The organism is Trinickia dinghuensis, assembly GCF_003367175.1.
Classification (GTDB): Bacteria; Pseudomonadota; Gammaproteobacteria; order Burkholderiales; family Burkholderiaceae; genus Trinickia; species Trinickia dinghuensis.
Map to the genome: position 1 here is coordinate 56,347 of NZ_QRGA01000020.1, position 21,829 is coordinate 78,175.

Sequence of the window (21,829 nt, forward strand, 5' to 3'; positions counted from 1 at the left end):
GCCTGACGGACGAAACATCGACCGAATCGACGGCGCTCGAGCGGACAGAACGAAGTGAACGGGAACTCATTGCAACGCAATATAACGCGCGTCAAAGTCCTTGTACAGCCTCAAGCGTTTCATCCACATGGCCCGGAACTTTCACCCCTCGCCATTCGCGCTTGAGCACGCCGTTCGCATCGATCAGAAAGGTCGAACGTTCGATGCCGCGGACTTCCTTGCCATACATCTTTTTCATCTTGATGACGCCGAACAGCGCGCAGAGCGCCTCGTCGGCATCCGAAATCAACGGGAACGGCAATTCGAGCTTGGCCTTGAAGTTCTCGTGCGAACGCAGGCTGTCGCGCGAGACGCCGACGATCTCCGCGCCGGCTTTCTTGAACTTCGGATACAGGTCGCGAAACTGTAATCCTTCCGTCGTGCAGCCCGGTGTGTTGTCCTTGGGATAGAAATACAACACGACCTTCTTGCCGCGCAGGCCGGACAGCGTGATATCGCCGCCCGTCGCAGGCGCTGAAAAATCGGGGACGGGTTGGTCGACTGCAATGGGCACGTGGTTCTCCTGTTTTTATCGCGCAAATTGTCAAGCAGGCCGATTGAGGGGCGGCAAAGCCGCAAGCACCAGGACTTGCAAAATGGCCGGTCAGTCCGGCTGGACGATCAACTCGCCTGAACGGCCCGGAATCTCACCCCAGGTGACAGGGTACGATGGGAGTTCATTGCGGTCCAGCGCGGCATGGTAATCGCCCATCGTCGCAAACGTGTGACCTTGAGCATGCCAGCCGGCGAGTAGCTGCTCGAAGATGGGGGCGAGTTTTTGCCCTTCGAGTTCGGCGTGCAGCGTGAAGACTTGATCGCGCGGGCTGTGCTCGGTGGCAGAAAGCAGGCGCCGGGCGACGTTCGATTCGTCGCAGCCGTCTACGCCGAGCAGCTCGTCGAGCGTCGGCAGGGTGGTCGGCAACTGCACATGCGCGAGGGTTTTACCGCCGACGACCGGCCGATACGGCGAATGGCCGCGCCCGTCCGAAGCGTAGCGCATGCCCCAGGCGTCGATCTGCTCGAAGGCGTGTTCGTTCATCTGCCAGCCCGCCGAGCCGTGTGTCGCCGGCGGCGCGCCGAAGATATCGACGAAGCGCGCGAAGCTTTTCTGCATCTCCCCGGCAGTCCATTCGCGCCCGCGCGCCCGCACGTTGTCCTGCCAATAGACGTGATCCCACGTATGGATCCCGCATTCGAAGCCGGCTTCGTGGATCGCGCGCATCTCGGCGGTGGCGCGCCGGCCGATGTCGGGGCCGGGCAGCAATACCCCGTACATCAACTGCTTGACGCCGTAGTGTTCGACGACGGACGTGCGCGACACCTTCTTCAAGAACCCGGGCCTGAGCACGCGCCGCAGCGCCCAGCCCGTGTGGTCCGGGCCGAGGCTGAACAGGAACGTCGCGCGTGCCTTGAAGCGGTCGAATATGCGGGCGAGGTTGGGCACACCCTCGCGCGTACCGCGCAGCGTGTCGACGTCGATTTTCAGAACGATACGGGGCAAAGGCGGGTGTCCTTCTTAGGCTGTCCGACGAAGGTAGCCGCGATTACTGCTGCTCGACGAGGGCGCGGGCGTCGGCGACATGGCCGCGGTACGCTTCGAAGATCTTGCGCAAAGCGTCGTCGAACGTGGTCGTCGGAGCCCAGTCCAGCTCGGCCATCGTGTTCTCGATCTTCGGCACGCGGTTCTGGACGTCCTGATAACCCTTGCCGTAGTAGGCGCCCGAGGACGTCTCGACGAGGTTCACCGCCTTGGCCGAATCGGCGTATTCCGAATATTCGGACGCCAGCGCGAGCATCTTGTGCGCGAGTTCGCGCACCGAGAAGTTGTTCGTCGGATTGCCGATGTTGTAGATCTTGCCCGAGGCGATGCCGTTCGGATTGTCGATGATCTTCATCAGCGCGCTGATACCGTCGTCGATGTCGGTGAACGCGCGCTTTTGCGAGCCGCCGTCGACGAGGCTGATGTTCTCGCCGCGAACGATGTGGCCGAGAAACTGCGTGACCACGCGCGAACTGCCTTCCTTCGGGGTGTAGATCGAATCGAGGCCCGGCCCGATCCAGTTGAACGGGCGGAACAGCGTGAAATTCAAGCCTTCCTGCATGCCGTAGCCCCAGATCACGCGGTCCATCAGCTGCTTCGAGCACGCGTAGATCCAGCGCGGCTTGTTGATCGGACCGTACGTGAGCGCGGAGGCTTCCGGGTCGAATTCGTCGTCGGCGCACATGCCGTAGACTTCCGACGTCGACGGAAACACCAGGTGTTTGCGGTACTTGACCGCCGAACGCACGATCGGCAGGTTCGCCTCGAAATCGAGCTCGAACACGCGCAGCGGCTGCTGCACGTAGGTGGCGGGCGTCGCGATCGCCACGAGCGGCAGAATCACGTCGCACTTTTTCACGTGATATTCGACCCACTCCTTGTTGATCGTGATGTCGCCTTCGAAGAAGTGCATCCGCTCGTGCTGCGTCAGGTCGCCGAGGCGGTCCGTCTGCATGTCCATGCCGAACACTTCCCAGTCGGTCGTCTCGAGGATGCGCTTGGACAGATGGTGGCCGATGAAGCCATTGACGCCGAGGATCAGGACTTTCTTGGCGGAGCGTTCGGTTTTGGCGGAATTCATGAATGACGGGAACGATTAGTGATCTGAGCGAACTGCGCGGGCGTAACGACGGTTTCTTGCCCGTCGCGCTGATGCCGCAGCTCGGAAATGACGATGGCGCGCGCGTCGCCGCACACGCCCAAACAAGTATTATCGCTTACGTGCAGACCCGGGGGCAAATTGGCGGGTGCGCTGGCGGCCGTGCCGATCGTTTCCAGGCCCGCCAATCGCGCACGCGCGACGACGAAGCGGTCCTCGCCGATGTCGGTGAACGCACCCGGGTACGGCGGCGCGACCGCGCGGATCAGGTTGTAGACCTGCTGCGCGGGCTTGGACCAATCGATGCGGCCGTCTTCAGGTTTGCGTCCGCCGAAGTAGCTGCCGCGGGCCAGGTCGTTCGGCAGATGCGGCGCCTCGCCGGCCAACAGCGCGGGCAGCACGCGCCATAGCGTCTGCTCGGCCGCGACGGTGACTTTGTCGAACACTTCCTGCGCGGTATCGTCGGGCAGGATCGGGACGCTCGTTTGCGCGACGATCGCCCCGGCGTCGGGCTTGGCCGCCATTTCGTGCAGCGTTGCACCCGTCTCGGTTTCGCCGTTCAGGACCGCCCAGTTCGTCGGCACGCGGCCGCGATACTTGGGCAGGAGCGAGCCGTGCATGTTGTAGGCGCCGCGCGGTGCCAGCGCAAGCACGCCGGCCGGCAGCATATGGCGGTAGTAGAACGAGAAGATGAAATCGGGCCGCGCGCGCATGACCGCTTCGCGCAGCGCGGCGCCGGCGGGGTCGGAGGGCGTGATCGTCTCGATGCCGTGCTCGGCGGCTACTTGCGCGACGCTGCCGAACCAGATGCGCTCGGCCGGGTTGTCCTCGTGCGTGACGACGAGGGCGACGTCGACGCCGCGCGCGAGCAGCACGCGCAGGCAACGCACGCCGACATTGTGATAGGCAAACACGACGGCACGCGGTTTCATCGGTTGCGGTCCTCGGGGTGAGCGTCGGGCAAGATGTCGCCGGCGACGGCCGGCGCGGGGGCGCGCGGCGCCACGTCGCCCGGGCGCCCTTCGAGTATCGTCTGCACGAGATAGCGAGGCCGCGCGCGAACCTGCTGGTAGATCCGGCCGATGTACTCGCCGAGCAGCCCGAGCGCGAAGATGATCACGCCGAGCATGAAGAACGTGATGGCGAACAGCGTGAACACCCCCTGAACTTCGGCACCGATCACGAAGCGCCGCACCACGAGCAGGAGGAACAGACCCGCGGAGCCCATCGACAAGATCACGCCGATGAACGAGAGCCATTGCAGCGGCACGACGGAGAAGCCTGTCACGAGATCGAAGTTCAGGCGGATGAGGCTGTACAGCGAGTACTTCGATTCGCCCGCGAAGCGCTCCTCGTGCGCGACCTCGACTTCGATCGGGTTCTGCGCGAACGTATAGGCGAGGGCGGGGATGAACGTGTTGACTTCGCCGCAGCGGTTGATCGTATCGATGATCTTCCGGTTATAGGCGCGCAGCATGCAGCCTTGGTCGGTCATCTTGATGTGCGTGATGCGCTCGCGTACGCGGTTCATCGCCCGCGAGGCCTTGCGCCGCCAGAGCGTGTCCTGGCGCTGCATGCGGATCGAGCCGACGTAATCGTAGCCCTCGCGCATCTTCGAGACGAGCTTGCCGATCTCCTCGGGCGGATTTTGCAGGTCGGCGTCGAGCGTGATGATGATCTCGCCGCGCGCCGCCTCGAAGCCGGCGAGGATCGCCATGTGCTGCCCGTAATTGCCGTTGAGCAGGACGACGCGCGTCGTGTCGGGGCGCGCACGGAATTGCTCGGCCAGCAGCGCCGCCGATTTGTCGCGGCTGCCGTCGTTGATGAAGATGATCTCGTAGGTCGCGTCGAGCGCATCGAGCGCCGGATAAAGGCGCGCGTACAGCGCGTGCAGCCCCGCTTCTTCGTTGTAGACGGGGATGATGACCGAGACTTCCGGCTGCGCCGATCGGTGTTCCGTGTAACTCATGTCCGCTTATTTCCCATATTGTTCGCAGATCTCGTTGACGGCGCCGCACACGCGCGCCACGTCACGCTCGGTCATCAGCGTGAACAGCGGCAGTGTGACCGTCGTCGCGCCGAAGCGCTCGGCGTGCGGGAACATGCCGGGCGCGAAGCCGCGAGCGCGGTAAAGCGTGAACAGATGAATCGCCGGGTAATGCACGCCCGAGCCGATCCGGTACACATCGTGCAGTTTCTGCATGACGGCGGCCCGGTCGATCGTCAGGCGCTCCAGGGGCAGCGTGATCTGGAACATGTGCCAGTTGCCGTTCTCGAACTCGGCGGCCGGCAAGCCGACACCGAGCGCGACCGCCGCGCCGCCTTCGAACCCCGCGAAGTAGGCGCGAGCGAGCTTCTTGCGCTGAGCCAGGAAACGCTCGACGTGCGCGAGCTGGCCCAGGCCGACGCGCGCCGCCACGTCGGTCAGATTGTACTTGCCGCCGAGCACGTCGCAATCCATGCCGTCGAAACCCTTGCGCGTGACGCCCTGCAGCCGGTACTTGCGCGCCAGTTCGGCTTCATCCGCGTCGTTCAGCACGAGCGCGCCGCCCTCGATCGACGTCAGGTTCTTGTTCGCATGGAAACTGAACGAGACGATGTCGCCGAGCTTGCCGATGCGCTCGCCGCGCCAGGTCGCGCCGAACGCCTGGGCGGCGTCTTCGATCACGCGCAGCTTATAGGCTCGCGCGATATCGTAGAGGCGATCCATGTCGACGGGAAGTCCCGCCAGAAAGACGGGGATGATCGCCTTGGTACGCGGGGTGATCGCTTTTTCGAGCAGATTCAGGTCGATGTTGCGCGTGGCCGGGTCGATGTCGACGAAAACGGGCGTTGCGCCCACCTCGAGAATCACGTTGGCCGTCGCGACCCACGACGCCGGGGTCGTGATCACTTCGTCGCCCGGGCCCACGCCGGCGATGCGCAACCCGATTTCCATCGTCGCCGTGCCCGAGTTGAACGTGCGCACCGGACGGCCGCCGCAGAACGCCGAAAGCTGCTCCTCGAATGCCTGATTTTGCGGGCCCGTCGTGATCCAGCCGGAGCGCAGCACGTCGGCGACACCGGCGATCGTTTCCTCGTCGATTTCGGGACGCACGAACGGCAGGAAAGGAAGAGAGTCTTGGGTCATGGATGGGCTTCGCTCGAGTATTCGGTTATTCGGTTGTTAGTGTTGTAGCGGCGCTCGCGGCGCCGGGAATGGTGTTTCGGTTTCGGCTTTGGCTTCGATGCGTCGTGAAACGCGATGATCTCGTTGCCGCGCGCTCAGCTACGTGCCAATACGAGCACGCCGATCAAGATGATGCCGATACCGATGAGGCGCTGCAGGCTCAGCGCCTCGCCGAACAGATACCAGGCCGCGACCGCGTTGACCACGTAGCCGAGCGAGAGCATCGGGTAGGCGATCGATACGTCGACGCGCGATAGGCCGACGATCCAGACGACGACACTGATGACGTAGCAGCACAGCCCGCCGATGATCGGCACCTGCGTGGCGAGCTTGAACCCGATCGGCAGAATGTTCGCACGGGTGAAATCGAAGTGTCCAACGGCGTTCACCCCGGCTTTGAGCAGCAATTGCGCGCAGGCGTTGAGGGCGACGCCCGAGAGGATGCAAAAAAGAGATATAGGGTTCATCGATTGAGTAAGGGACGTGGCCGGCTCGGTGGCGGTCAGGGTTTTTCGACGACGACGCGCCGTGCGTCGCGCGCGATCACGCGCATCGGCACATGCTGGGCGGCGAGTTGGCCGTAGAGCGCGGGCGCCATCACGGCGAGCGCGTGCGGGTCGGCGTCCCAGCGCGCGATCCATTCGGGGATGGTCGGTACCCACTTGGACGGCTCTTGCATGACGCCGAAACGCAGTTCGTCGGGGCTGGCGACCATGATCGTCGTATGCCCGACATAGAAAGGCAGCGTGTGGTCGAGCATGGCGACCCCATAGAAAGGCGTGTCCGCCGGCAGCCGCGCCAGCGCGGCTTTGACGGCCGGAGCGAGCAGGGCGCCCGAGCTTTCGCGCCCGAACACGTCGTGTCCGGTGCCGCCGATCGTGGCGAGCATGATCCAGGCTGCGCCGAAGGCGACGGCCGACGGCAGCACGCCGCGCTCGGTGCGCCGCAGCACGGCGAGCGCGGCGAGCGTCAATACGAACGCGACGCCGATCGCGGCCCACACCCAGACGCGGAATTCGCGGTAAAGCACATTCGGGGTGCGCGCGTCGCCGGAGCGGGCGATGAAGTAGGCGCCGATCGCGGCCAGGACGAGAAAGACGGCGTAACCGATCAGGTGGCGGCGCCACGTGTCGCGCGACACGTGCGGCAAGTAGGCGCCGATGACGAGCGCGAGCGCCGGCGCGATCGGCAGCACGTAGGAAACGAGCTTCGAGTGCGAGGCGCTGAAGAACAGAAAAATGAAGACGGACCAGATTATGAGCAGTTTTCCCGGCGCGAATCCGTTCGACTGCCGCGGCTGCGCAAGGGCATGGCGGATGCTTTGCCAGCCGAGCGACAGCCAAGGCAAGAAGCCCACGAGCAAGACCGCCACGAAGTAGTAGACGGGGCCCGGCCGGTTCTGGGCGGGCGTCAGGTATCGGTCGAACTGCTGAACGACGAAGAAGAAATTGAAGAATTCGGGGTTGCGCTGCTGCACGAGCACGAACCACGGCGTCGCGATCGCGAAGAAGACGACGAGGCCGCTCGGCAGATAGAGGCGCCTCCATAGGGCCCAGTCGCGTTCGATCAGCGTGTACAGCACGAGCACGGCGCCAGGCAGCATGATGCCGATGAGCCCCTTGGAGAGCACGGCGAGCGCCATCGAGCCCCAGCAGAGCCACATCCATCGGCGTGCCTCGCGCCCGCCGATGCCGGCTCGTTGCCCGAGCAGCATCGCGCACAGCGTGACCTCCATCCAGAACGAGAGCCCCATGTCGAGCGTGTTGAAGTGGCCCATCAACTGCCAATACGGCGCGCTGGCGAGCACGAGCGCCGCCGCGAAGCCCGCGGCCGGGTTGATGAGGCGGGCCGCGGTATAGCCGGCGACGAGCACGCCGGCGAAGCCCGCGAGCGCCGTGTAGAGCCGCGCCTGCCATTGGCCGATGCCGAACCAGGCGAACGTCAGCGCGTTCATCCAGGTTTGGAGCGGGGGCTTTTCGAAGTACTTGTAGCCGTTGTAGCGCGGCGTGATCCAGTCGCCGGTGACGAACATTTCCCGGGCCATCTCGGCGTAGCGGCCTTCGTCGCTCGGCACGAGATGCCGCCAGCCGAGCGGGACGAACCAGATGAGGGCGAGCGCCACGAGGAGCAGGACGATCGTCCATCCGCCGACGGGCCAGTGAGTCGCCGCCGCGCCGGGCGGCGACGTACGATCGGACGAGACGGCGCTGTCGGCGCGGGAGTAGCGTTGAAGCGGCATAGGGTGGCGTGGATGTCTATCGATATCGGCGGGCGGCGCGGCCCGCATTGCGGCCCGCGGGCGCTGGCCGGCGGGCGCGCGAACGAACGGGCGCGGTCGGGCTGGCCGCTCGCGGGCTCATTGCTCGATGAGCAGGGCCGCGCACACGCGCCGGCCTTCGGCCATGAGGATGTTGTACGTGCGGCAGGCCGCCATGAAATCCATCGTCTCGACGCCGATCCGCCGAGCCGAGAGCGACGCCGTGAGCCGGGGATGCGGAAAGCGCAGGCGCGCGCCGCTGCCGAACACGACGAGTTCGGGCGCTTGCTCGAGCAACAGCTCGAAATGCTCGGGCGCGAGCGCGTCGAACGACGCCACCGGCCAGGCGATGACGGGCGTATCGGGCAGCAGCAAGATGCTGCTTTCATGGCGTACGAGATTGACGTCGACGTAATGGGCGCCGTAAGCGGTCACCGTATTGAGCGCGCCGCTCGAGTCCTGATGTAATTTCAAATCGGTTTCCGTAGTTCAGACGGCCGCGGCGAAGCCCGCCGTGACCGCATCGAGGCCGAAAGGAGCTTTCGCGGCGAATGGTGCATTGCGAAAGTCGGCCGAAATCCGCTAAATTATAACTTTTTAGCCGCCCTGCGGCGCCCAGCATCGTGCCCGCGCGCGAGCGACCCCCCCAGCAGCCGCACTCGCATGCGCCAAAAGCGCGCCGTGGGCGCGCAAATCTGCTGCACCGGCGTATCCATCGCCACCCGGGCGCAGCAAAGCTTCAGCGCGCATTCGACCACCGGCGCGCTCGGCCCGCGCTCCCCGTCTTTCGGCCCTCCCCAGGAACTGTGTCCGCCGTGAAACCGATTCTTAAATCGAACAAGCTGCTCAACGTCTGCTACGACATTCGCGGGCCCGTGCTCGAGCACGCCAAGCGTCTCGAAGAAGACGGACATCGCATCATCAAGCTGAACATCGGCAACTTGGCGCCGTTCGGATTCGATGCGCCGGATGAAATCATCCAGGACATGATCCGCAATCTGTCGGCCTCCTCGGGCTATTCGGATTCGAAAGGGGTATTCTCCGCGCGCAAGGCGATCATGCATTACTCGCAGCAAAAGGGCGTGGCCGGGGTCGAGCTGGATGATATCTACATCGGCAACGGCGCGTCCGAACTGATCGTGATGGCGATGCAGGCGCTGCTCAACGACGGCGACGAAGTGCTGCTGCCGGCCCCCGACTATCCGCTGTGGACGGCCGCGGTCAGCCTCTCGGGGGGCACGCCGGTGCACTATTTGTGCGACGAATCGAATTCGTGGATGCCCGATCTCGACGATCTGCGCTCGAAAATCACGCCGCACACGCGCGCGCTCGTCGTCATCAACCCGAACAACCCGACCGGCGCGCTCTATTCGGACGAGCTGCTGCTCGATCTGCTCGAAATCGCCCGGGAGCACGGGCTCATCGTGTTCGCCGACGAGGTCTACGATAAAATCGTCTACGACGGCAAGAAGCACACGTCGCTCGCGGCGCTTTCGGAAGACGTCCTGACCGTCACGTTCAACAGCCTGTCCAAGAGCTACCGCTCGTGCGGCTATCGCGCGGGCTGGATGTACGTCTCCGGCTTGACGGGCGAGAACAGGCGCCGGGCCAAGGATTATTTCGAAGGGCTGGGCATCCTCGCGTCGATGCGGCTGTGCCCGAACGTGCCGGGGCAGTACGCGATCCAGACGGCGCTCGGCGGCTATCAGAGCATCAACGATCTGATCGGCCCGGGCGGCCGCCTTGCCCGTCAACGGCAAGTCGCCTACGAGATGCTCAACGCGATTCCCGGCGTGAGCTGCGTCAAGCCCGAGGCGGCCTTGTACATGTTTCCGCGGCTCGACCCGAAGATTTATCCGATCGAGAACGACCAGCAATTCATCCTCGATCTGCTGCTCGAAGAACGCGTGCTGCTCGTGCAGGGCAGCGGCTTCAATTGGCCGCGGCCCGATCACTTCCGGGTCGTATTCTTGCCGAACGTGGACGATCTGACCGACTCGATCAACCGCATCGGGCGCTTTCTCGAAGGCTATCGCAAGCGTCACGGCACTTGACTGCCCAGGACGCTTCCCCTTTTTCGAATCAATCAACTAGAAAACGCTGAATGGAACCGATCAAAGTTGGCCTGTTGGGCTGCGGCACGGTAGGCAGCGGCACTTTCACGGTGCTGCGCCGCAATCAGGAAGAGATCAAACGGCGAGCCGGCCGTGGGATCGAGATCGCGCGCATCGCGGTGCGCAATCCGGCCAAGGCACTGGCCGCGCTCGGCGACGCCGCCGGCACGGTGCCGATCGGCAGCGACTTCGAAGCCGTGATCGACGATCCGGCCATCGACATCGTTGCCGAAATGATCGGCGGCACCGGCATCGCGCGCGAGCTCGTGCTGCGCGCCATCGCGAACGGCAAGCATGTCGTCACCGCGAACAAGGCGCTGCTCGCGGTGCACGGCACCGAGATTTTCGCGGCGGCGCGCGCCAAAGGCGTGATGGTGGCGTTCGAGGCCGCCGTCGCCGGCGGAATTCCGATCATCAAGGCGCTGCGCGAAGGGCTGACCGCCAACCGCATCCAGTCGATCGCGGGCATCATCAACGGCACGACGAACTACATCCTCTCTGAGATGCGCGAGCGCGGCCTCGATTTCGCGACGGCGCTCGCCGGGGCGCAGGCGCTCGGCTATGCCGAAGCCGATCCGACGTTCGACGTCGAAGGCGTCGACGCGGCGCACAAGCTCACGATCATGAGCGCGATCGCGTTCGGCATTCCGGTTCAGTTCGACCGCGCGTACATCGAAGGCATCAGCAAGCTTGCCTCGATCGACATCAAATACGCCGAGGATCTCGGGTATCGGATCAAGCTGCTCGGCATCACGCGCCGCACCGAGCGCGGCATCGAGCTGCGCGTGCATCCGACGCTGATTTCGGCCAAGCGCCTGCTCGCGAGCGTCGAAGGGGCCATGAATGCCGTCGAAGTGCACGGCGATGCCGTCGGGACGACGCTTTACTACGGCAAGGGCGCGGGCGCCGAGCCGACGGCATCGGCCGTCGTCGCCGATCTCGTCGACGTGACGCGTCTGCACACGGCCGATCCGGGCCACCGCGTGCCGCATCTCGCATTCCAGCCGCAAAGCCTGGCCGATACACCGGTGCTGTCGATCGAAGAAGTGACGAGCGGGTACTACCTGCGTTTGCGCGTGGCCGACGTGACGGGCGTGCTGGCCGACATCACGCGCATCCTGGCCGAAGCGGGCATTTCGATCGATGCTTTGCTCCAAAAGGAGTCGGAGCAGATCGCCGACAACGGCGAGACCGACGTCATCATCATCACGCACGATACGCTCGAGAAGAACGTCAATGCGGCGATCGCGCGCATCGAAGCGCTTTCGACCGTCGTCTCGAACGTGACCCGCCTCCGGATCGAATCCCTGAGCTGAGCCCGTTATCGAAATCGAAGTTACGAAGCCGACCATGAACTATATCTCCACGCGCGGCGCCGGCATCGGCGAGCGCCACACGTTCTCCGACATCCTGCTCACGGGCCTGGCCAAGGACGGCGGTCTTTATCTGCCGTCCGAGTATCCGCTCGTGACGGCCGACGAACTCGCCCGCTGGCGCACGCTGTCCTATGCGGATCTCGCATTCGAGGTGCTCGGCAAGTTCTGCGACGACATCCCCGCCGCGGATCTGCATGCGCTTACGCGCAGCACCTATCGCGCCGAGGTCTATCGCAACGTGCGCGCGGGCGAGGACGCGAACGCGATCACGCCGCTCACGCCGCTCGGCGTCGAGAACGGCGCGCAGCTTTCGCTGCTCGCGCTGTCGAACGGGCCGACGCTTGCCTTCAAGGATATGGCGATGCAACTGCTCGGCAATCTGTTCGAGTACGCGCTCGCCAAGCACGGGCAGACGCTGAACATCCTCGGCGCCACGTCCGGCGACACGGGCAGCGCGGCCGAGTACGCCATGCGCGGCAAGGCCGGTGTGCGCGTGTTCATGCTGTCGCCGCATCGCAAGATGAGCGCCTTCCAGACGGCGCAGATGTTCAGCCTGCAAGAGCCGAACATCTTCAATCTGGCGGTCGAAGGCGTCTTCGACGATTGCCAGGACATCGTGAAGGCCGTCTCGAACGATCACGCGTTCAAGGCGCGGCATCGGATCGGCACGGTCAATTCGATCAACTGGGCTCGCGTCGTCGCTCAGGTCGTCTATTACTTCAAGGGCTACTTCGAAGCGACGAAATCGAACGACGAGCGTTGCTCGTTCACGGTGCCCTCGGGCAACTTCGGCAATGTCTGCGCGGGGCATATCGCCCGCATGATGGGGCTGCCGATCGAAAAGCTCGTCGTCGCCACGAACGAGAACGACGTGCTCGACGAATTCTTCCGCACGGGCACCTATCGCGTCCGCGGTGCCGCGCATACGTACCACACGAGCAGCCCGAGCATGGACATCTCGAAGGCGTCCAACTTCGAGCGTTTCGTCTTCGATCTGTTGGGCCGCGATCCGGCGCGCGTGCTGCAGCTGTTCCGCGACGTCGAAGAGAAGGGCGGATTCGATCTGGCCGCGAGCGGCGATTTCGCCCGCGTGCGCGAGTTCGGATTCGTGTCGGGCCGCAGCACGCACGACGACCGCATCGTGACGATTCGCGACGTCCAGGCGCGCTATGGCCAGATCATCGATACGCATACGGCCGACGGTCTCAAGGTTGCGCGCGAACATCTCGATCCGGGCGTGCCGATGGTCGTGCTCGAGACGGCCCAGCCGATCAAATTCGGCGAGACGATCCGCGAAGCGCTCGGGCACGATCCGCAGCGGCCGGCCGCGTTCGAAGGCCTCGAATCGCTGCCGCAGCGCTTCGAGGTGCTGCCCGCCGATGCTGCACGGGTGAAAGCGTTCATCGCGGAGCACACGGGCGCTTGACCTCGAGCGGGCGGCGCCGCGAGGCAAGCGCGGCCCGCGCCGCCATTTTGCGTGTGCGTGCGGCTCGCGGCCTGCATTTGCGGCCCGCATATGCCGTTCGCATGGGCGGCTTGCGATTCGGCATATGTTCGAGCGGTCGCAAGCCTCGCTACAATGGGAGTTTTCGCAGCGAGAATCGCTTGCCGATGTCCACGCCATCTCACTCGGCGCCCCGCGCGCCCCTCTTGTCGACGGCAGACGCGCTGGCCACGTTGCTTGCCGCCGCCGTCCCCATCGCCGAAACCGAATCGGTCGCGACGCTCGATGCGCTCGGGCGCGTTCTCGCCGCCGACGTCGTCTCCGAACTCGACGTGCCGCCCGCGCATACCAGCGCGATGGACGGCTACGCCGTGCGTGTGGCCGATCTGGTGCACGACGAACGCCGCCTGCCGGTCTCGCAGCGGGTGCCCGCGGGCCACTCGCCGCAGCCGCTGGCCGCCGGCACGGCCGCGCGCATCTTCACGGGGGCGCCGGTGCCGCCGGGGGCGGACGCTGTCGTGATGCAGGAGCAGACCGAAGTGGACGGCGACGCCGTCGCGATCCTGCATACGCCGAAAGCGGGCGAATGGATCACGGCACAAGGCGCCGACATCCGCCGCGGCGCCGTCATCCTGCCCGCCGGCACGCGGCTTTCGCCGCAAGCGCTCGGGTTGGCCGCATCGATCGGCGCGGCGCGCCTTCAGGTCGCGCGGCGCTTGAAAGTGGCCGTGTTCTTCACCGGCGACGAGTTGACGATGCCCGGCGAGCCGCTTGCGCCCGGCGGCATTTACAACTCGAACCGCTTCACGCTGCGCGGCCTGCTGACGCGCTTGAATTGCGAGGTGACCGATTTCGGCATCGTGCCCGATCGCTTCGATGCGACGCGGGACGCATTGGTTGCCGCGGCTCGGGATCACGATTTGATCTTGACCTCGGGCGGCGTGTCGGTGGGGGAAGAGGACCACGTCAAACCGGCCGTGGAATCGTTGGGCCGCCTCTCGCTATGGCAGATCGCGATGAAACCGGGCAAGCCGCTCGCGTTCGGCGCCGTGCGCCGCGGTGCCGAGGGCGGGCCGGGCGGCGAGACGCATTTCATCGGCTTGCCGGGCAATCCGGTGTCGAGCTTCGTCACGTTCCTGCTGTTCGTGCGGCCGTTTCTGCTGCGTCTGGCGGGCGCGCACGAGGTCGCGCCCCGCGCCGTCTCGCTGCGGGCCGACTTCACGCAGACGAAGGGCGATCGCCGCAACGAATTCTTGCGTGCACGCGTCAACGCGGCGGGCGGGCTCGATGTGTTCCCGAACCAAAGTTCGGCGGTGCTGACGTCGACGGTATGGGGCGACGGTTTGATCGACAATCCGCCGAATCATGCGATCAGCGCCGGCGAAACCGTGCGTTTTCTCCCTTTTTCCGAATTGCTCGGCTGAAGGCGAGCGGCAGCGCTCGGGGTATCTTGATACGGCATTTCAAAATGAAGATCGAGCTGAAATATTTTGCGAGCGTGCGCGAGGCGCTGGGCCTTGCCGAGGAGGCGGCCGAGGTGCCCGAGGGCGTCGCGACCGTCGGCGACGTGCGCGCCTGGCTGCGCACGCGCGGCGGCGCATGGGCCGACACGCTCGCCGAGGGGCGGGCTTTGCGCATGGCTTGCAACCATACGATGACGGACGCCGGCACGCGGCTGACCGACGGCTGCGAAGTCGCGTTTTTCCCGCCCGTGACGGGCGGCTGAAGCCAGTCGGCGAGGGATCAGGAGTTTGAAGACATGACTGTTCGCGTCCAAACGGAAGACTTCGACCTATCGACCGAAGTCGCCGCGCTGCGAGCCGAGAACCCGAAAATCGGCGCCGTCGTGGCATTCGTCGGCACCGTCCGCGATCTGAGCGACGGCGAGGAGGTCGCGGCGATGGAGCTCGAGCACTATCCCGGCATGACCGAAAAGGCGCTCGAGGCGATCGTGGAAGAGGCCCGGCGCCGCTGGCCGGGGTCGGAACTGCTGATCGTGCATCGCGTCGGCAAGCTGTATCCACGCGATCAGATCGTGCTGGCGGCGGCGACATCGGCGCATCGGCACGACGCGTTCGACGCTTGTTCGTTCGTCATGGATTATCTGAAGACGCAAGCGCCGTTCTGGAAGAAGGAAACGACGCCGAGCGGGGCGCGTTGGGTCGATGCGCGCGTCTCGGACGACGCTGCGCTCGAACGCTGGGGCATTGCGGCCGGCAACGCGGTGCGGGATGAATAGGTGCCGTGCGCTGTTCGAGCGGTGAGACCGTTCCTCGAGCGTCTCGGCGTCCGGCCGGCTTCGCGCAAGGAACCGCGCCTCGGCGCCGCGGCCGGCGGGATCAGTCGCCGCCGCCGTCCTTTGTCTCGGATTCCGCCGAACGGCCGATGATTTTTGCCGGGAACGGCTCTCGGCCCTTGGAGATGCCGATATGCGGCGTATCGTCGCGCGCTCGCTTCGGTGCAACGCGATCGAGCAGGGCCTGCTGCTCGGGTGGAATCGTGTAGTCCCAGCCGAATCGGCTCAATTGCAGGCTTTGCGCGATTCTCAGCGCCGGCTCCATGAAGCGGACGGCCGCGGCCGGCTCGTAGCGGTCGCAGACGGTATCGAGGAACAAATGAAGCCAGCGGCTGAAATGACGGGGCTCGAGGCCTTCGAGCGGCTGATGGGCTTGTTGGACGTTGCCGCGGTAGCGCTTGTCGCCGAGCACGAGGCTGCCCCAGAACGTGCACATTTTCGGCAAATGATCGTCCCACCGCCCTGCTAGGACGGCATCGAATACGGGGCCGAGCAAAGGATCCGCGCGTACGCGATCGTAGAAAGCGTAAACCAGTTCGCGGATGTTGGCCTCAGTCGGTTCGTGATGACGCACGGGGGACACATCGGCGGGCGCATTGCCCGGATTGCCGGGATCGGTGGGAATTGACATCGAAATACCGTGTTGCCTGCACCGCTGCGGCGAATCCGCCGCCAATCGCATGCAAAGCAAGCTAAATTATCGAAATGCGCTAAAGCGCGGCCGTCATGATACCTGCATCTCTAATGCATGTTATGGTCAAGCTGCTGCTCTTACAACCCTTTGCATAGTGCGGTCTTGCCGCGGGACGACGCCTTTCGTTCCGCGCGTTTCGCCCCGTGCTCCTATCGAGCTGTTGCCCGCAGATGAGACTCACCGATTACACCGACTACGCCTTGCGCGTGCTGCTGTTCCTGGCCGTCCGTGAGGAGGGGCTCACGACGATTCAAGACATTTCGGAAGCCTACGGCATTTCGAAGAACCACTTGATGAAGGTCGTGCAGCGGCTCGGCGAGTGCGGTTGGATCGAGACGGTTCGTGGGCGCAATGGCGGGCTGCGGCTCAACGAGCGCTCGCTCGGACTGACGATCGGCGAGGTGGTGCGAGGCACCGAGGGCGATTTCGCGCTCGTCGGCTGTTTCCCGCGCGAGGGCGCCGAGCCTCGGCACTGTGTGATCGAGCCGCAGTGCCGCCTCAAGCATGTTTTCGAAGCGGCCCGCGACGCGTTCCTGGCGGAATTGGACCGGTACACGCTGGCCGAACTCGCGGGCCCGGGGGCGCCGCTGGCCGAGTTGCTCGGCCTGCCCGCCATCGCGGGCGCCGCTGCCCGGCCGGTGGTGCCGATCACGGCCGTGTAGGCGGGCGCGGCCGGGCAAGACGGCGCATGGCACGCGCCGGTGGTGGATTGGGCAAAAAAACAGCTTGAAACGAGCCGAGAGCACCTCATTTTGGTGATAGTCAAAAATTGGAGGTCTCTTCATGAGAATCGACAAGCTCACCACCAAATTCCAAGAAGCGCTCGCCGATGCCCAGAGTCTCGCGGTCGGCCGCGGTCAGCAATACATCGAACCGGTACACGTCCTGTCCGCGCTGGTCGCGCAGCAGGACGGCTCGGCGCGTTCGCTGCTGTCGCGCGCGGGCGTGCACGTTCAAGCACTGCAAACCGCGCTGAACGAGGCGATTTCGCGTTTGCCGCAGGTGCAGGGCACGGACGGCAACGTGCAGATCAGCCGCGAGCTGAACGGCTTGCTCAATCAAGCCGACAAGGAAGCGCAGCAGTTGAACGACACGTTCATCGCGAGCGAAATGTTTCTGCTCGCTTGTGCCGACGACAAGGGCGAAGTAGGGCGGCTCGCACGCCAGTACGGGCTTGCGCGCAAGTCGCTCGAATCCGCGATCGCCGCCGTGCGCGGCGGTGGGCAGGTTCATAGCGCCGACGCCGAAAGCCAGCGCGAGGCGCTGAAGAAGTACACGATCGATCTGACCGAGCGTGCGCGGGCGGGCAAGCTCGACCCCGTCATCGGGCGCGACGACGAGATTCGCCGCTCGATCCAGATTCTGCAGCGCCGAACCAAGAACAACCCGGTTTTGATCGGCGAGCCCGGGGTGGGCAAGACCGCGATCGTGGAAGGGCTCGCGCAGCGCATCGTCAACGGCGAGGTGCCCGAGTCGCTCAAGAGCAAGCGCGTCCTGTCGCTCGACATGGCAGGCCTGCTCGCCGGCGCGAAGTACCGTGGCGAATTCGAGGAACGGCTCAAAGCCGTGTTGCACGACATCGCGAAGGACGAAGGCCAGACGATCGTTTTCATCGACGAAATCCATACGATGGTCGGCGCGGGCAAAGCCGAGGGCGCGATGGATGCCGGCAACATGCTCAAGCCGGCCCTCGCGCGCGGCGAGCTGCACTGCATCGGCGCGACGACGCTCGACGAATATCGCAAGTACATCGAAAAGGACGCGGCGCTGGAGCGGCGTTTCCAGAAAGTGCTCGTCGACGAACCGTCGGTCGAGGCGTCGATCGCGATCCTGCGCGGGCTGCAGGAAAAGTACGAGCTGCACCATGGTGTCGAGATCACCGACCCGGCCATCGTTGCGGCGGCCGAGCTCTCGCATCGCTACATCACCGATCGTTTCCTGCCGGATAAGGCGATCGATCTGATCGACGAGGCCGCCTCGAAGATCAAGATGGAGATCGACTCGAAGCCCGAGGAGATGGATCGGCTCGATCGCCGGTTGATCCAGCTCAAGATCGAGCGCGAAGCGGTGAAAAAGGAGAAGGACGAGGCGTCGCAAAAGCGGCTGCAGCTGATCGAAGAGGAAATCGAGCGGCTGAACCGCGAGTATTCCGATCTCGAAGAGATTTGGACGGCCGAAAAGGCCGCCGTGCAAGGTAGCGCGCAGTTGAAGGAAGAGATCGAGAAGACGCGCGCGGAAATCGTGCGCCTGCAGCGCGAGGGTAAGCTCGAGAAGGTGGCCGAGCTCCAGTACGGCAAGCTGCCCGAACTCGAGGCGCGTCTAAAGCAGGTGACGCAGGCGGAGGCCACGGAGCAGCACAACCCGACGCATCGGCGCTTGTTGCGTACGCAAGTGGGCGCCGAGGAAATCGCCGAAGTCGTGTCGCGTGCGACGGGGATCCCGGTCTCGCGAATGATGCAAGGCGAGCGCGAAAAGCTCCTGCAGATCGAGTCCAAGCTGCACGAACGCGTGGTTGGGCAGGAAGAAGCGATTGCCGCCGTGGCCGATTCGATTCGCCGCTCGCGCGCGGGCTTGTCCGATCCGAACCGGCCCTACGGCTCGTTCCTGTTCCTCGGACCGACGGGTGTCGGCAAGACGGAGCTGTGCAAGGCGCTGGCCTCGTTCCTCTTCGATTCCGAGGAGCACTTGATCCGGATCGACATGAGCGAGTTCATGGAAAAGCACAGCGTCGCGCGGCTGATCGGCGCGCCGCCGGGCTACATCGGCTACGAGGAAGGCGGGTATTTGACGGAAGCGGTGCGCCGCAAGCCGTACAGCGTGATCCTGCTCGACGAGGTCGAGAAGGCGCACCCCGACGTTTTCAACGTGCTGCTGCAGGTGCTCGACGACGGGCGGATGACCGACGGCCAAGGCCGCACGGTCGACTTCAAGAACACGGTCATCGTCATGACGTCGAATCTCGGTTCGCAGATGATCCAGTCGATGACCGACGCGCCGCAGGAAGCGGTGCGCGACGCGGTTTGGACCGAGGTCAAGGAGCATTTCCGGCCCGAATTCTTGAACCGGATCGACGAAGTCGTCGTGTTCCACTCGCTCGATCGCGCCAACATCGAGTCGATCGCGAAGATCCAGCTGCAACGGTTGCACGAACGGCTCGCGAAGCTCGACATGCAGCTCGTGGTGTCGGACGCCGCGCTCGAGCAAATCGCGCAGGCCGGCTACGATCCGCTGTTCGGCGCGCGGCCGCTCAAGCGGGCGATTCAGCAGGAGATCGAGAATCCGGTCGCCAAGCTGATTCTCGCGGGGCGCTTCGGGCCGAAGGACGTCATCCCCGTCGAAGTGGAAGGCGGCAAGCTCGTGTTCGAGCGTGTGGTGCATTGACAGCACCGCAAGCCGGGCGGATGGTTGGCTGCGTACCGGCGGATGCTCGGTCGCGCTCAGCCGCTGCCCGGCGCCGTGTTAATTTGAGAACGGCCGAGCGTTGACGCGCTCGGCCTTTTTCTTGCGAAGGCGCTTGACTTCGAGTGCGCTCGAAGTCTTAACGTTGAGGTCGTCATGTCGGAAGCACTCACGATCGGCCACATGGCCGAAGCACTTGGCGTTTCGACGCACACGCTGCGGTACTACGAACAGGCCGGATTGATTCGGGCCGTGTCGCGCTCCGGCGCGGGACACCGCCTCTACGCGCCGGCCGATATCGAATGGCTGCGGTTCGTGATGCGGCTGAAGGCGACGGGGATGCCGATCGCGCGCATGCAGGCGTTTGCCGCGCTCAGGGCCGAGGGCCGCTCGACTGCCGCCGAGCGGCGCGCGTTGCTCCTCGAGCATCGCGAAGCCGTGAAGAGCGAGTTGCGGCAGTGGCAGGCGAACCTGGACGCGATCGAGCAGAAGATCGGCGCCTACGACGAGATGCTGCGCGACATGACGGATGACAAGCACAACCCTCAACCGTCAAAGGATCGAGCATGGCAATCGACACGAACGCAAACAACGACCGCTACACGCGCGGATGGGCAAAGCTGAAGGAGGTCGACGGCGAGATCGGAGAACGTGTTGTCGCATCGCTCGCGCCGATCGCGCCGGATTTCGGCCAGCTGTTGATCGAATTCGGCTTCGGCGACATTTACAGCAGGCCGGGGCTCGACCTGAAGTCGCGCGAGATCGCGACGATCGCCGCGCTAGCCGCGCTCGGCAACGCGCAGCCTCAACTGAAGGTGCATATCGAAGGGGCGCTGAACGTCGGTTGCACGCGCGAGGAAATCGTCGAGGTGTTCATGCAGATGGCACTGTACGCTGGGTTCCCCGCCGCGCTGAACGCGCTGTTCGCCGCTCGCGAAGTGTTCGAGGCGCGCGATGCGGCCGGCGCGGCCGTGGCTGCGTGAGCGTACTCGCTCGATACGCCGCGCGCCGAGAGGCCGCGCTACGGCGTTAAGACGCCAGCGGCTCCGGCTGCTCGAAGGCGCGGCGTTTGCTGATTGCACGCCAATGCAGGAACAGCCCGCTGCCGGCCACGGCCAAGCTCGCGGCGCTCGCCGCCCAGAACCCGCGAGCGCCCGTCAGCCAAACCGGCACCGCACCACCGACATCGAATCCGAGCAGATAGCCGCCGCCGAGCCCGACGCCCCACAGGGCAACGGCATAGATCACGGTGGGCACGACGGCGACCTTATAGGCACGCAGCACGAAGGCCGTCACCGTCTGGAATGTATCGAAGATGTGATAGATGAGCATGATCGGCAGCAGCGGCATCGCGGCGGCGACGACGGCGGCGTTCGTCGTGTAGCCGGCGAGAATCTCCGGCCGAAGGATGAAGGCCGTCGCGGCGTAGCCGAGTCCGATCGTGCACGCCATCACGATGCCGTGCCGCGCGAGCGTGCGCGCGGCCTCATGATGATGAGCGCCGAGTGCCTGCGCGACGAGCGTCGATGTGGCGACACCGATCGACATGGGCGTCATGTACAGCACGGCACCGAAGTTCCCGGTGATCTGATGCCCGGCCAGCGTGGTCGTGCCGAAGCGCGCGATGAACAGCGCCATGAACGTGTACGACGTCACTTCGATCAGAAACGAGAGGCCCATCGGCACCCCGAGCTTGAGTAGCGCGACCTGCCGTCGCCGCTCGGGCCAGCAAAAGTGCTTGAATATCTCGAACGGCGCGAAGAATTCGAGCCGAGCGAGCAGCGTCAACCCGATCACGGCGAGCACACAGTTGATGATGGTGCTGGCGAGTGCACAGCCGGGGCCGCCTAGCGCGGGCACGCCGAATCCGCCGAAGATGAACCACAAGTTCAGCGGGATCTTGATCAGCAGCGCACCGATCTGCAGGATCATGACCAGCCGTGGCTTGCCGACGCCGTTCGTCAGTGCCGTGTAGACGCGAAAAGCGAGGCTCGCGGGCAAGCCGAAGGCGGCGATGCGCAAATACGCTTCCGTGCGCTCGTGCAGGGCGGGCGGCACGTGCGAAATGGCGAGCAGCGGCTCGGGGAAAAACATCACGACGAAGCCGAGCGCGGCCAGACCCGCCGACAGCCATAGCCCTTGGCGAACCTCTTCGCCGATTTCCGTATAACGCCGCGCGCCGAACAATTGCCCGCTGATGGGCTGCAAAGCGAGCACGACGCCGGTCAGGCCAACGAACACGGATACGTAGACGGACGAACCGAGACCGAGCGCTGCCAGATCGACCGCCGAGTAGCGGCCGACCATGACCGTGTCCATCACGCCGAACGCGATGATGGCGAGTTGTCCTATCAGCACCGGCCATGCGAGGCCGGCGATTTTGCGCATGTCGGCGAACATGA

At 64.8% G+C, this 21,829-nt stretch carries 21 protein-coding genes; 10 read left to right on the plus strand and 11 right to left on the minus strand.

What is annotated here, in order from left to right; translation table 11 throughout:
- Nucleotides 1-91 precede the first annotated feature (91 nt).
- The 9 genes from DWV00_RS29205 to DWV00_RS29245 all read right to left on the minus strand — a co-directional run bounded on the left by DWV00_RS29205 (nt 92) and on the right by DWV00_RS29245 (nt 8,578).
- On the minus strand, nt 92-553 hold the full coding sequence (locus tag DWV00_RS29205) for a peroxiredoxin (RefSeq protein WP_115537100.1): 462 nt from the start codon (nt 551-553) through the stop codon (nt 92-94).
- Between the two features lie 90 nt (nt 554-643).
- Nucleotides 644-1,540 carry a polysaccharide deacetylase family protein gene (locus DWV00_RS29210; protein ID WP_115537101.1) on the minus strand — a complete coding sequence of 299 codons (897 nt, stop codon included), beginning with the start codon at nt 1,538-1,540 and terminating at the stop codon, nt 644-646.
- 43 nt (nt 1,541-1,583) lie between these two features.
- Nucleotides 1,584-2,660, minus strand: coding sequence for a bifunctional UDP-4-keto-pentose/UDP-xylose synthase (locus DWV00_RS29215; RefSeq protein ID WP_115537102.1), 1,077 nt, complete (start codon nt 2,658-2,660; stop codon nt 1,584-1,586).
- Complete coding sequence (locus tag DWV00_RS29220) at nt 2,657-3,610, minus strand: formyltransferase (protein ID WP_115537103.1); 954 nt, start codon at nt 3,608-3,610, stop codon at nt 2,657-2,659. The genes DWV00_RS29215 and DWV00_RS29220 overlap by 4 nt, the downstream gene beginning before the upstream one ends.
- Nucleotides 3,607-4,647: a glycosyltransferase gene (locus DWV00_RS29225; RefSeq protein WP_245965077.1), complete on the minus strand. Its 1,041-nt coding sequence runs from the start codon at nt 4,645-4,647 to the stop codon at nt 3,607-3,609. Before DWV00_RS29225 ends, DWV00_RS29220 begins: the two co-directional genes overlap by 4 nt.
- 6 nt (nt 4,648-4,653) lie before the next feature.
- A complete protein-coding gene (locus DWV00_RS29230; protein ID WP_115537104.1) occupies nt 4,654-5,808 on the minus strand; it encodes a DegT/DnrJ/EryC1/StrS family aminotransferase in 1,155 nt (384 codons plus the stop codon).
- A 134-nt stretch (nt 5,809-5,942) separates the two neighbouring features.
- On the minus strand, nt 5,943-6,314 hold the full coding sequence (locus DWV00_RS29235; RefSeq protein WP_115537105.1) for an SMR family transporter: 372 nt from the start codon (nt 6,312-6,314) through the stop codon (nt 5,943-5,945).
- Between the two features lie 35 nt (nt 6,315-6,349).
- Nucleotides 6,350-8,086 carry a glycosyltransferase family 39 protein gene (locus DWV00_RS29240; protein ID WP_115537106.1) on the minus strand — a complete coding sequence of 579 codons (1,737 nt, stop codon included), beginning with the start codon at nt 8,084-8,086 and terminating at the stop codon, nt 6,350-6,352.
- Between the two features lie 117 nt (nt 8,087-8,203).
- Entirely contained in the window at nt 8,204-8,578 is a 375-nt protein-coding gene (locus DWV00_RS29245; protein WP_115537107.1) for an Mth938-like domain-containing protein, read from the minus strand.
- A gap of 332 nt (nt 8,579-8,910) precedes the next feature.
- Here DWV00_RS29245 and DWV00_RS29250 point away from each other — a divergent pair, with 332 nt between their 5' ends.
- The 6 genes from DWV00_RS29250 (at nt 8,911) to moaE (ending at nt 15,277) form a co-directional block, all read left to right on the plus strand.
- Nucleotides 8,911-10,158 (plus strand): pyridoxal phosphate-dependent aminotransferase, encoded by a 1,248-nt coding sequence (locus DWV00_RS29250; protein ID WP_115537108.1) that lies wholly within the window; start codon nt 8,911-8,913, stop codon nt 10,156-10,158.
- A gap of 50 nt (nt 10,159-10,208) precedes the next feature.
- Nucleotides 10,209-11,534: a homoserine dehydrogenase gene (locus tag DWV00_RS29255; protein ID WP_115537109.1), complete on the plus strand. Its 1,326-nt coding sequence runs from the start codon at nt 10,209-10,211 to the stop codon at nt 11,532-11,534.
- Nucleotides 11,535-11,568: 34 nt separating this feature from the next.
- Nucleotides 11,569-13,020, plus strand: coding sequence for a threonine synthase (gene thrC / locus DWV00_RS29260; RefSeq protein ID WP_115537110.1), 1,452 nt, complete (start codon nt 11,569-11,571; stop codon nt 13,018-13,020).
- Between the two features lie 185 nt (nt 13,021-13,205).
- A complete protein-coding gene (locus DWV00_RS29265) occupies nt 13,206-14,462 on the plus strand; it encodes a molybdopterin molybdotransferase MoeA (protein ID WP_115537165.1) in 1,257 nt (418 codons plus the stop codon).
- Between the two features lie 44 nt (nt 14,463-14,506).
- Nucleotides 14,507-14,764, plus strand: coding sequence for a molybdopterin converting factor subunit 1 (gene moaD, locus DWV00_RS29270; RefSeq protein WP_115537111.1), 258 nt, complete (start codon nt 14,507-14,509; stop codon nt 14,762-14,764).
- 33 nt (nt 14,765-14,797) lie between these two features.
- Nucleotides 14,798-15,277: a molybdopterin synthase catalytic subunit MoaE gene (gene moaE, locus DWV00_RS29275; RefSeq protein ID WP_115537112.1), complete on the plus strand. Its 480-nt coding sequence runs from the start codon at nt 14,798-14,800 to the stop codon at nt 15,275-15,277.
- Nucleotides 15,278-15,377: 100 nt separating this feature from the next.
- On the opposite strand, the gene DWV00_RS29280 is transcribed toward moaE, so the two are convergent.
- Entirely contained in the window at nt 15,378-15,965 is a 588-nt protein-coding gene (locus DWV00_RS29280; RefSeq protein WP_245965078.1) for a group III truncated hemoglobin, read from the minus strand.
- Between the two features lie 233 nt (nt 15,966-16,198).
- Here DWV00_RS29280 and DWV00_RS29285 point away from each other — a divergent pair, with 233 nt between their 5' ends.
- The 4 genes from DWV00_RS29285 (at nt 16,199) to DWV00_RS29300 (ending at nt 20,410) form a co-directional block, all read left to right on the plus strand.
- On the plus strand, nt 16,199-16,690 hold the full coding sequence (locus tag DWV00_RS29285) for an Rrf2 family transcriptional regulator (RefSeq protein ID WP_115537113.1): 492 nt from the start codon (nt 16,199-16,201) through the stop codon (nt 16,688-16,690).
- Between the two features lie 121 nt (nt 16,691-16,811).
- Nucleotides 16,812-19,409: an ATP-dependent chaperone ClpB gene (clpB, locus tag DWV00_RS29290; RefSeq protein ID WP_115537114.1), complete on the plus strand. Its 2,598-nt coding sequence runs from the start codon at nt 16,812-16,814 to the stop codon at nt 19,407-19,409.
- A 174-nt stretch (nt 19,410-19,583) separates the two neighbouring features.
- Complete coding sequence (locus tag DWV00_RS29295; RefSeq protein ID WP_115537115.1) at nt 19,584-20,051, plus strand: MerR family transcriptional regulator; 468 nt, start codon at nt 19,584-19,586, stop codon at nt 20,049-20,051.
- Complete coding sequence (locus DWV00_RS29300; protein ID WP_115537116.1) at nt 19,994-20,410, plus strand: carboxymuconolactone decarboxylase family protein; 417 nt, start codon at nt 19,994-19,996, stop codon at nt 20,408-20,410. Before DWV00_RS29295 ends, DWV00_RS29300 begins: the two co-directional genes overlap by 58 nt.
- 46 nt (nt 20,411-20,456) lie before the next feature.
- On the opposite strand, the gene DWV00_RS29305 is transcribed toward DWV00_RS29300, so the two are convergent.
- Complete coding sequence (locus DWV00_RS29305; protein WP_115537117.1) at nt 20,457-21,827, minus strand: MATE family efflux transporter; 1,371 nt, start codon at nt 21,825-21,827, stop codon at nt 20,457-20,459.
- Nucleotides 21,828-21,829 lie beyond the last annotated feature (2 nt).

Bases quoted from the DNA above. Each gene is read 5' to 3' on its own strand.
- DWV00_RS29235 (WP_115537105.1), bottom strand. From the start codon at position 6,314: ATGAACCCTATATCTCTTTTTTGCATCCTCTCGGGCGTCGCCCTCAAC.
- DWV00_RS29305 (WP_115537117.1), bottom strand. From the start codon at position 21,827: ATGTTCGCCGACATGCGCAAAATCGCCGGCCTCGCATGGCCGGTGCTG.
- DWV00_RS29300 (WP_115537116.1), top strand. From the start codon at position 19,994: ATGGCAATCGACACGAACGCAAACAACGACCGCTACACGCGCGGATGG.
- DWV00_RS29255 (WP_115537109.1), top strand. From the start codon at position 10,209: ATGGAACCGATCAAAGTTGGCCTGTTGGGCTGCGGCACGGTAGGCAGC.
- DWV00_RS29285 (WP_115537113.1), top strand. From the start codon at position 16,199: ATGAGACTCACCGATTACACCGACTACGCCTTGCGCGTGCTGCTGTTC.
- DWV00_RS29215 (WP_115537102.1), bottom strand. From the start codon at position 2,660: ATGAATTCCGCCAAAACCGAACGCTCCGCCAAGAAAGTCCTGATCCTC.
- DWV00_RS29220 (WP_115537103.1), bottom strand. From the start codon at position 3,610: ATGAAACCGCGTGCCGTCGTGTTTGCCTATCACAATGTCGGCGTGCGT.
- thrC (WP_115537110.1), top strand. From the start codon at position 11,569: ATGAACTATATCTCCACGCGCGGCGCCGGCATCGGCGAGCGCCACACG.
- DWV00_RS29265 (WP_115537165.1), top strand. From the start codon at position 13,206: ATGTCCACGCCATCTCACTCGGCGCCCCGCGCGCCCCTCTTGTCGACG.
- moaD (WP_115537111.1), top strand. From the start codon at position 14,507: ATGAAGATCGAGCTGAAATATTTTGCGAGCGTGCGCGAGGCGCTGGGC.
- DWV00_RS29295 (WP_115537115.1), top strand. From the start codon at position 19,584: ATGTCGGAAGCACTCACGATCGGCCACATGGCCGAAGCACTTGGCGTT.
- moaE (WP_115537112.1), top strand. From the start codon at position 14,798: ATGACTGTTCGCGTCCAAACGGAAGACTTCGACCTATCGACCGAAGTC.
- DWV00_RS29225 (WP_245965077.1), bottom strand. From the start codon at position 4,647: ATGAGTTACACGGAACACCGATCGGCGCAGCCGGAAGTCTCGGTCATC.
- DWV00_RS29240 (WP_115537106.1), bottom strand. From the start codon at position 8,086: ATGCCGCTTCAACGCTACTCCCGCGCCGACAGCGCCGTCTCGTCCGAT.
- DWV00_RS29230 (WP_115537104.1), bottom strand. From the start codon at position 5,808: ATGACCCAAGACTCTCTTCCTTTCCTGCCGTTCGTGCGTCCCGAAATC.
- clpB (WP_115537114.1), top strand. From the start codon at position 16,812: ATGAGAATCGACAAGCTCACCACCAAATTCCAAGAAGCGCTCGCCGAT.
- DWV00_RS29280 (WP_245965078.1), bottom strand. From the start codon at position 15,965: ATGTCAATTCCCACCGATCCCGGCAATCCGGGCAATGCGCCCGCCGAT.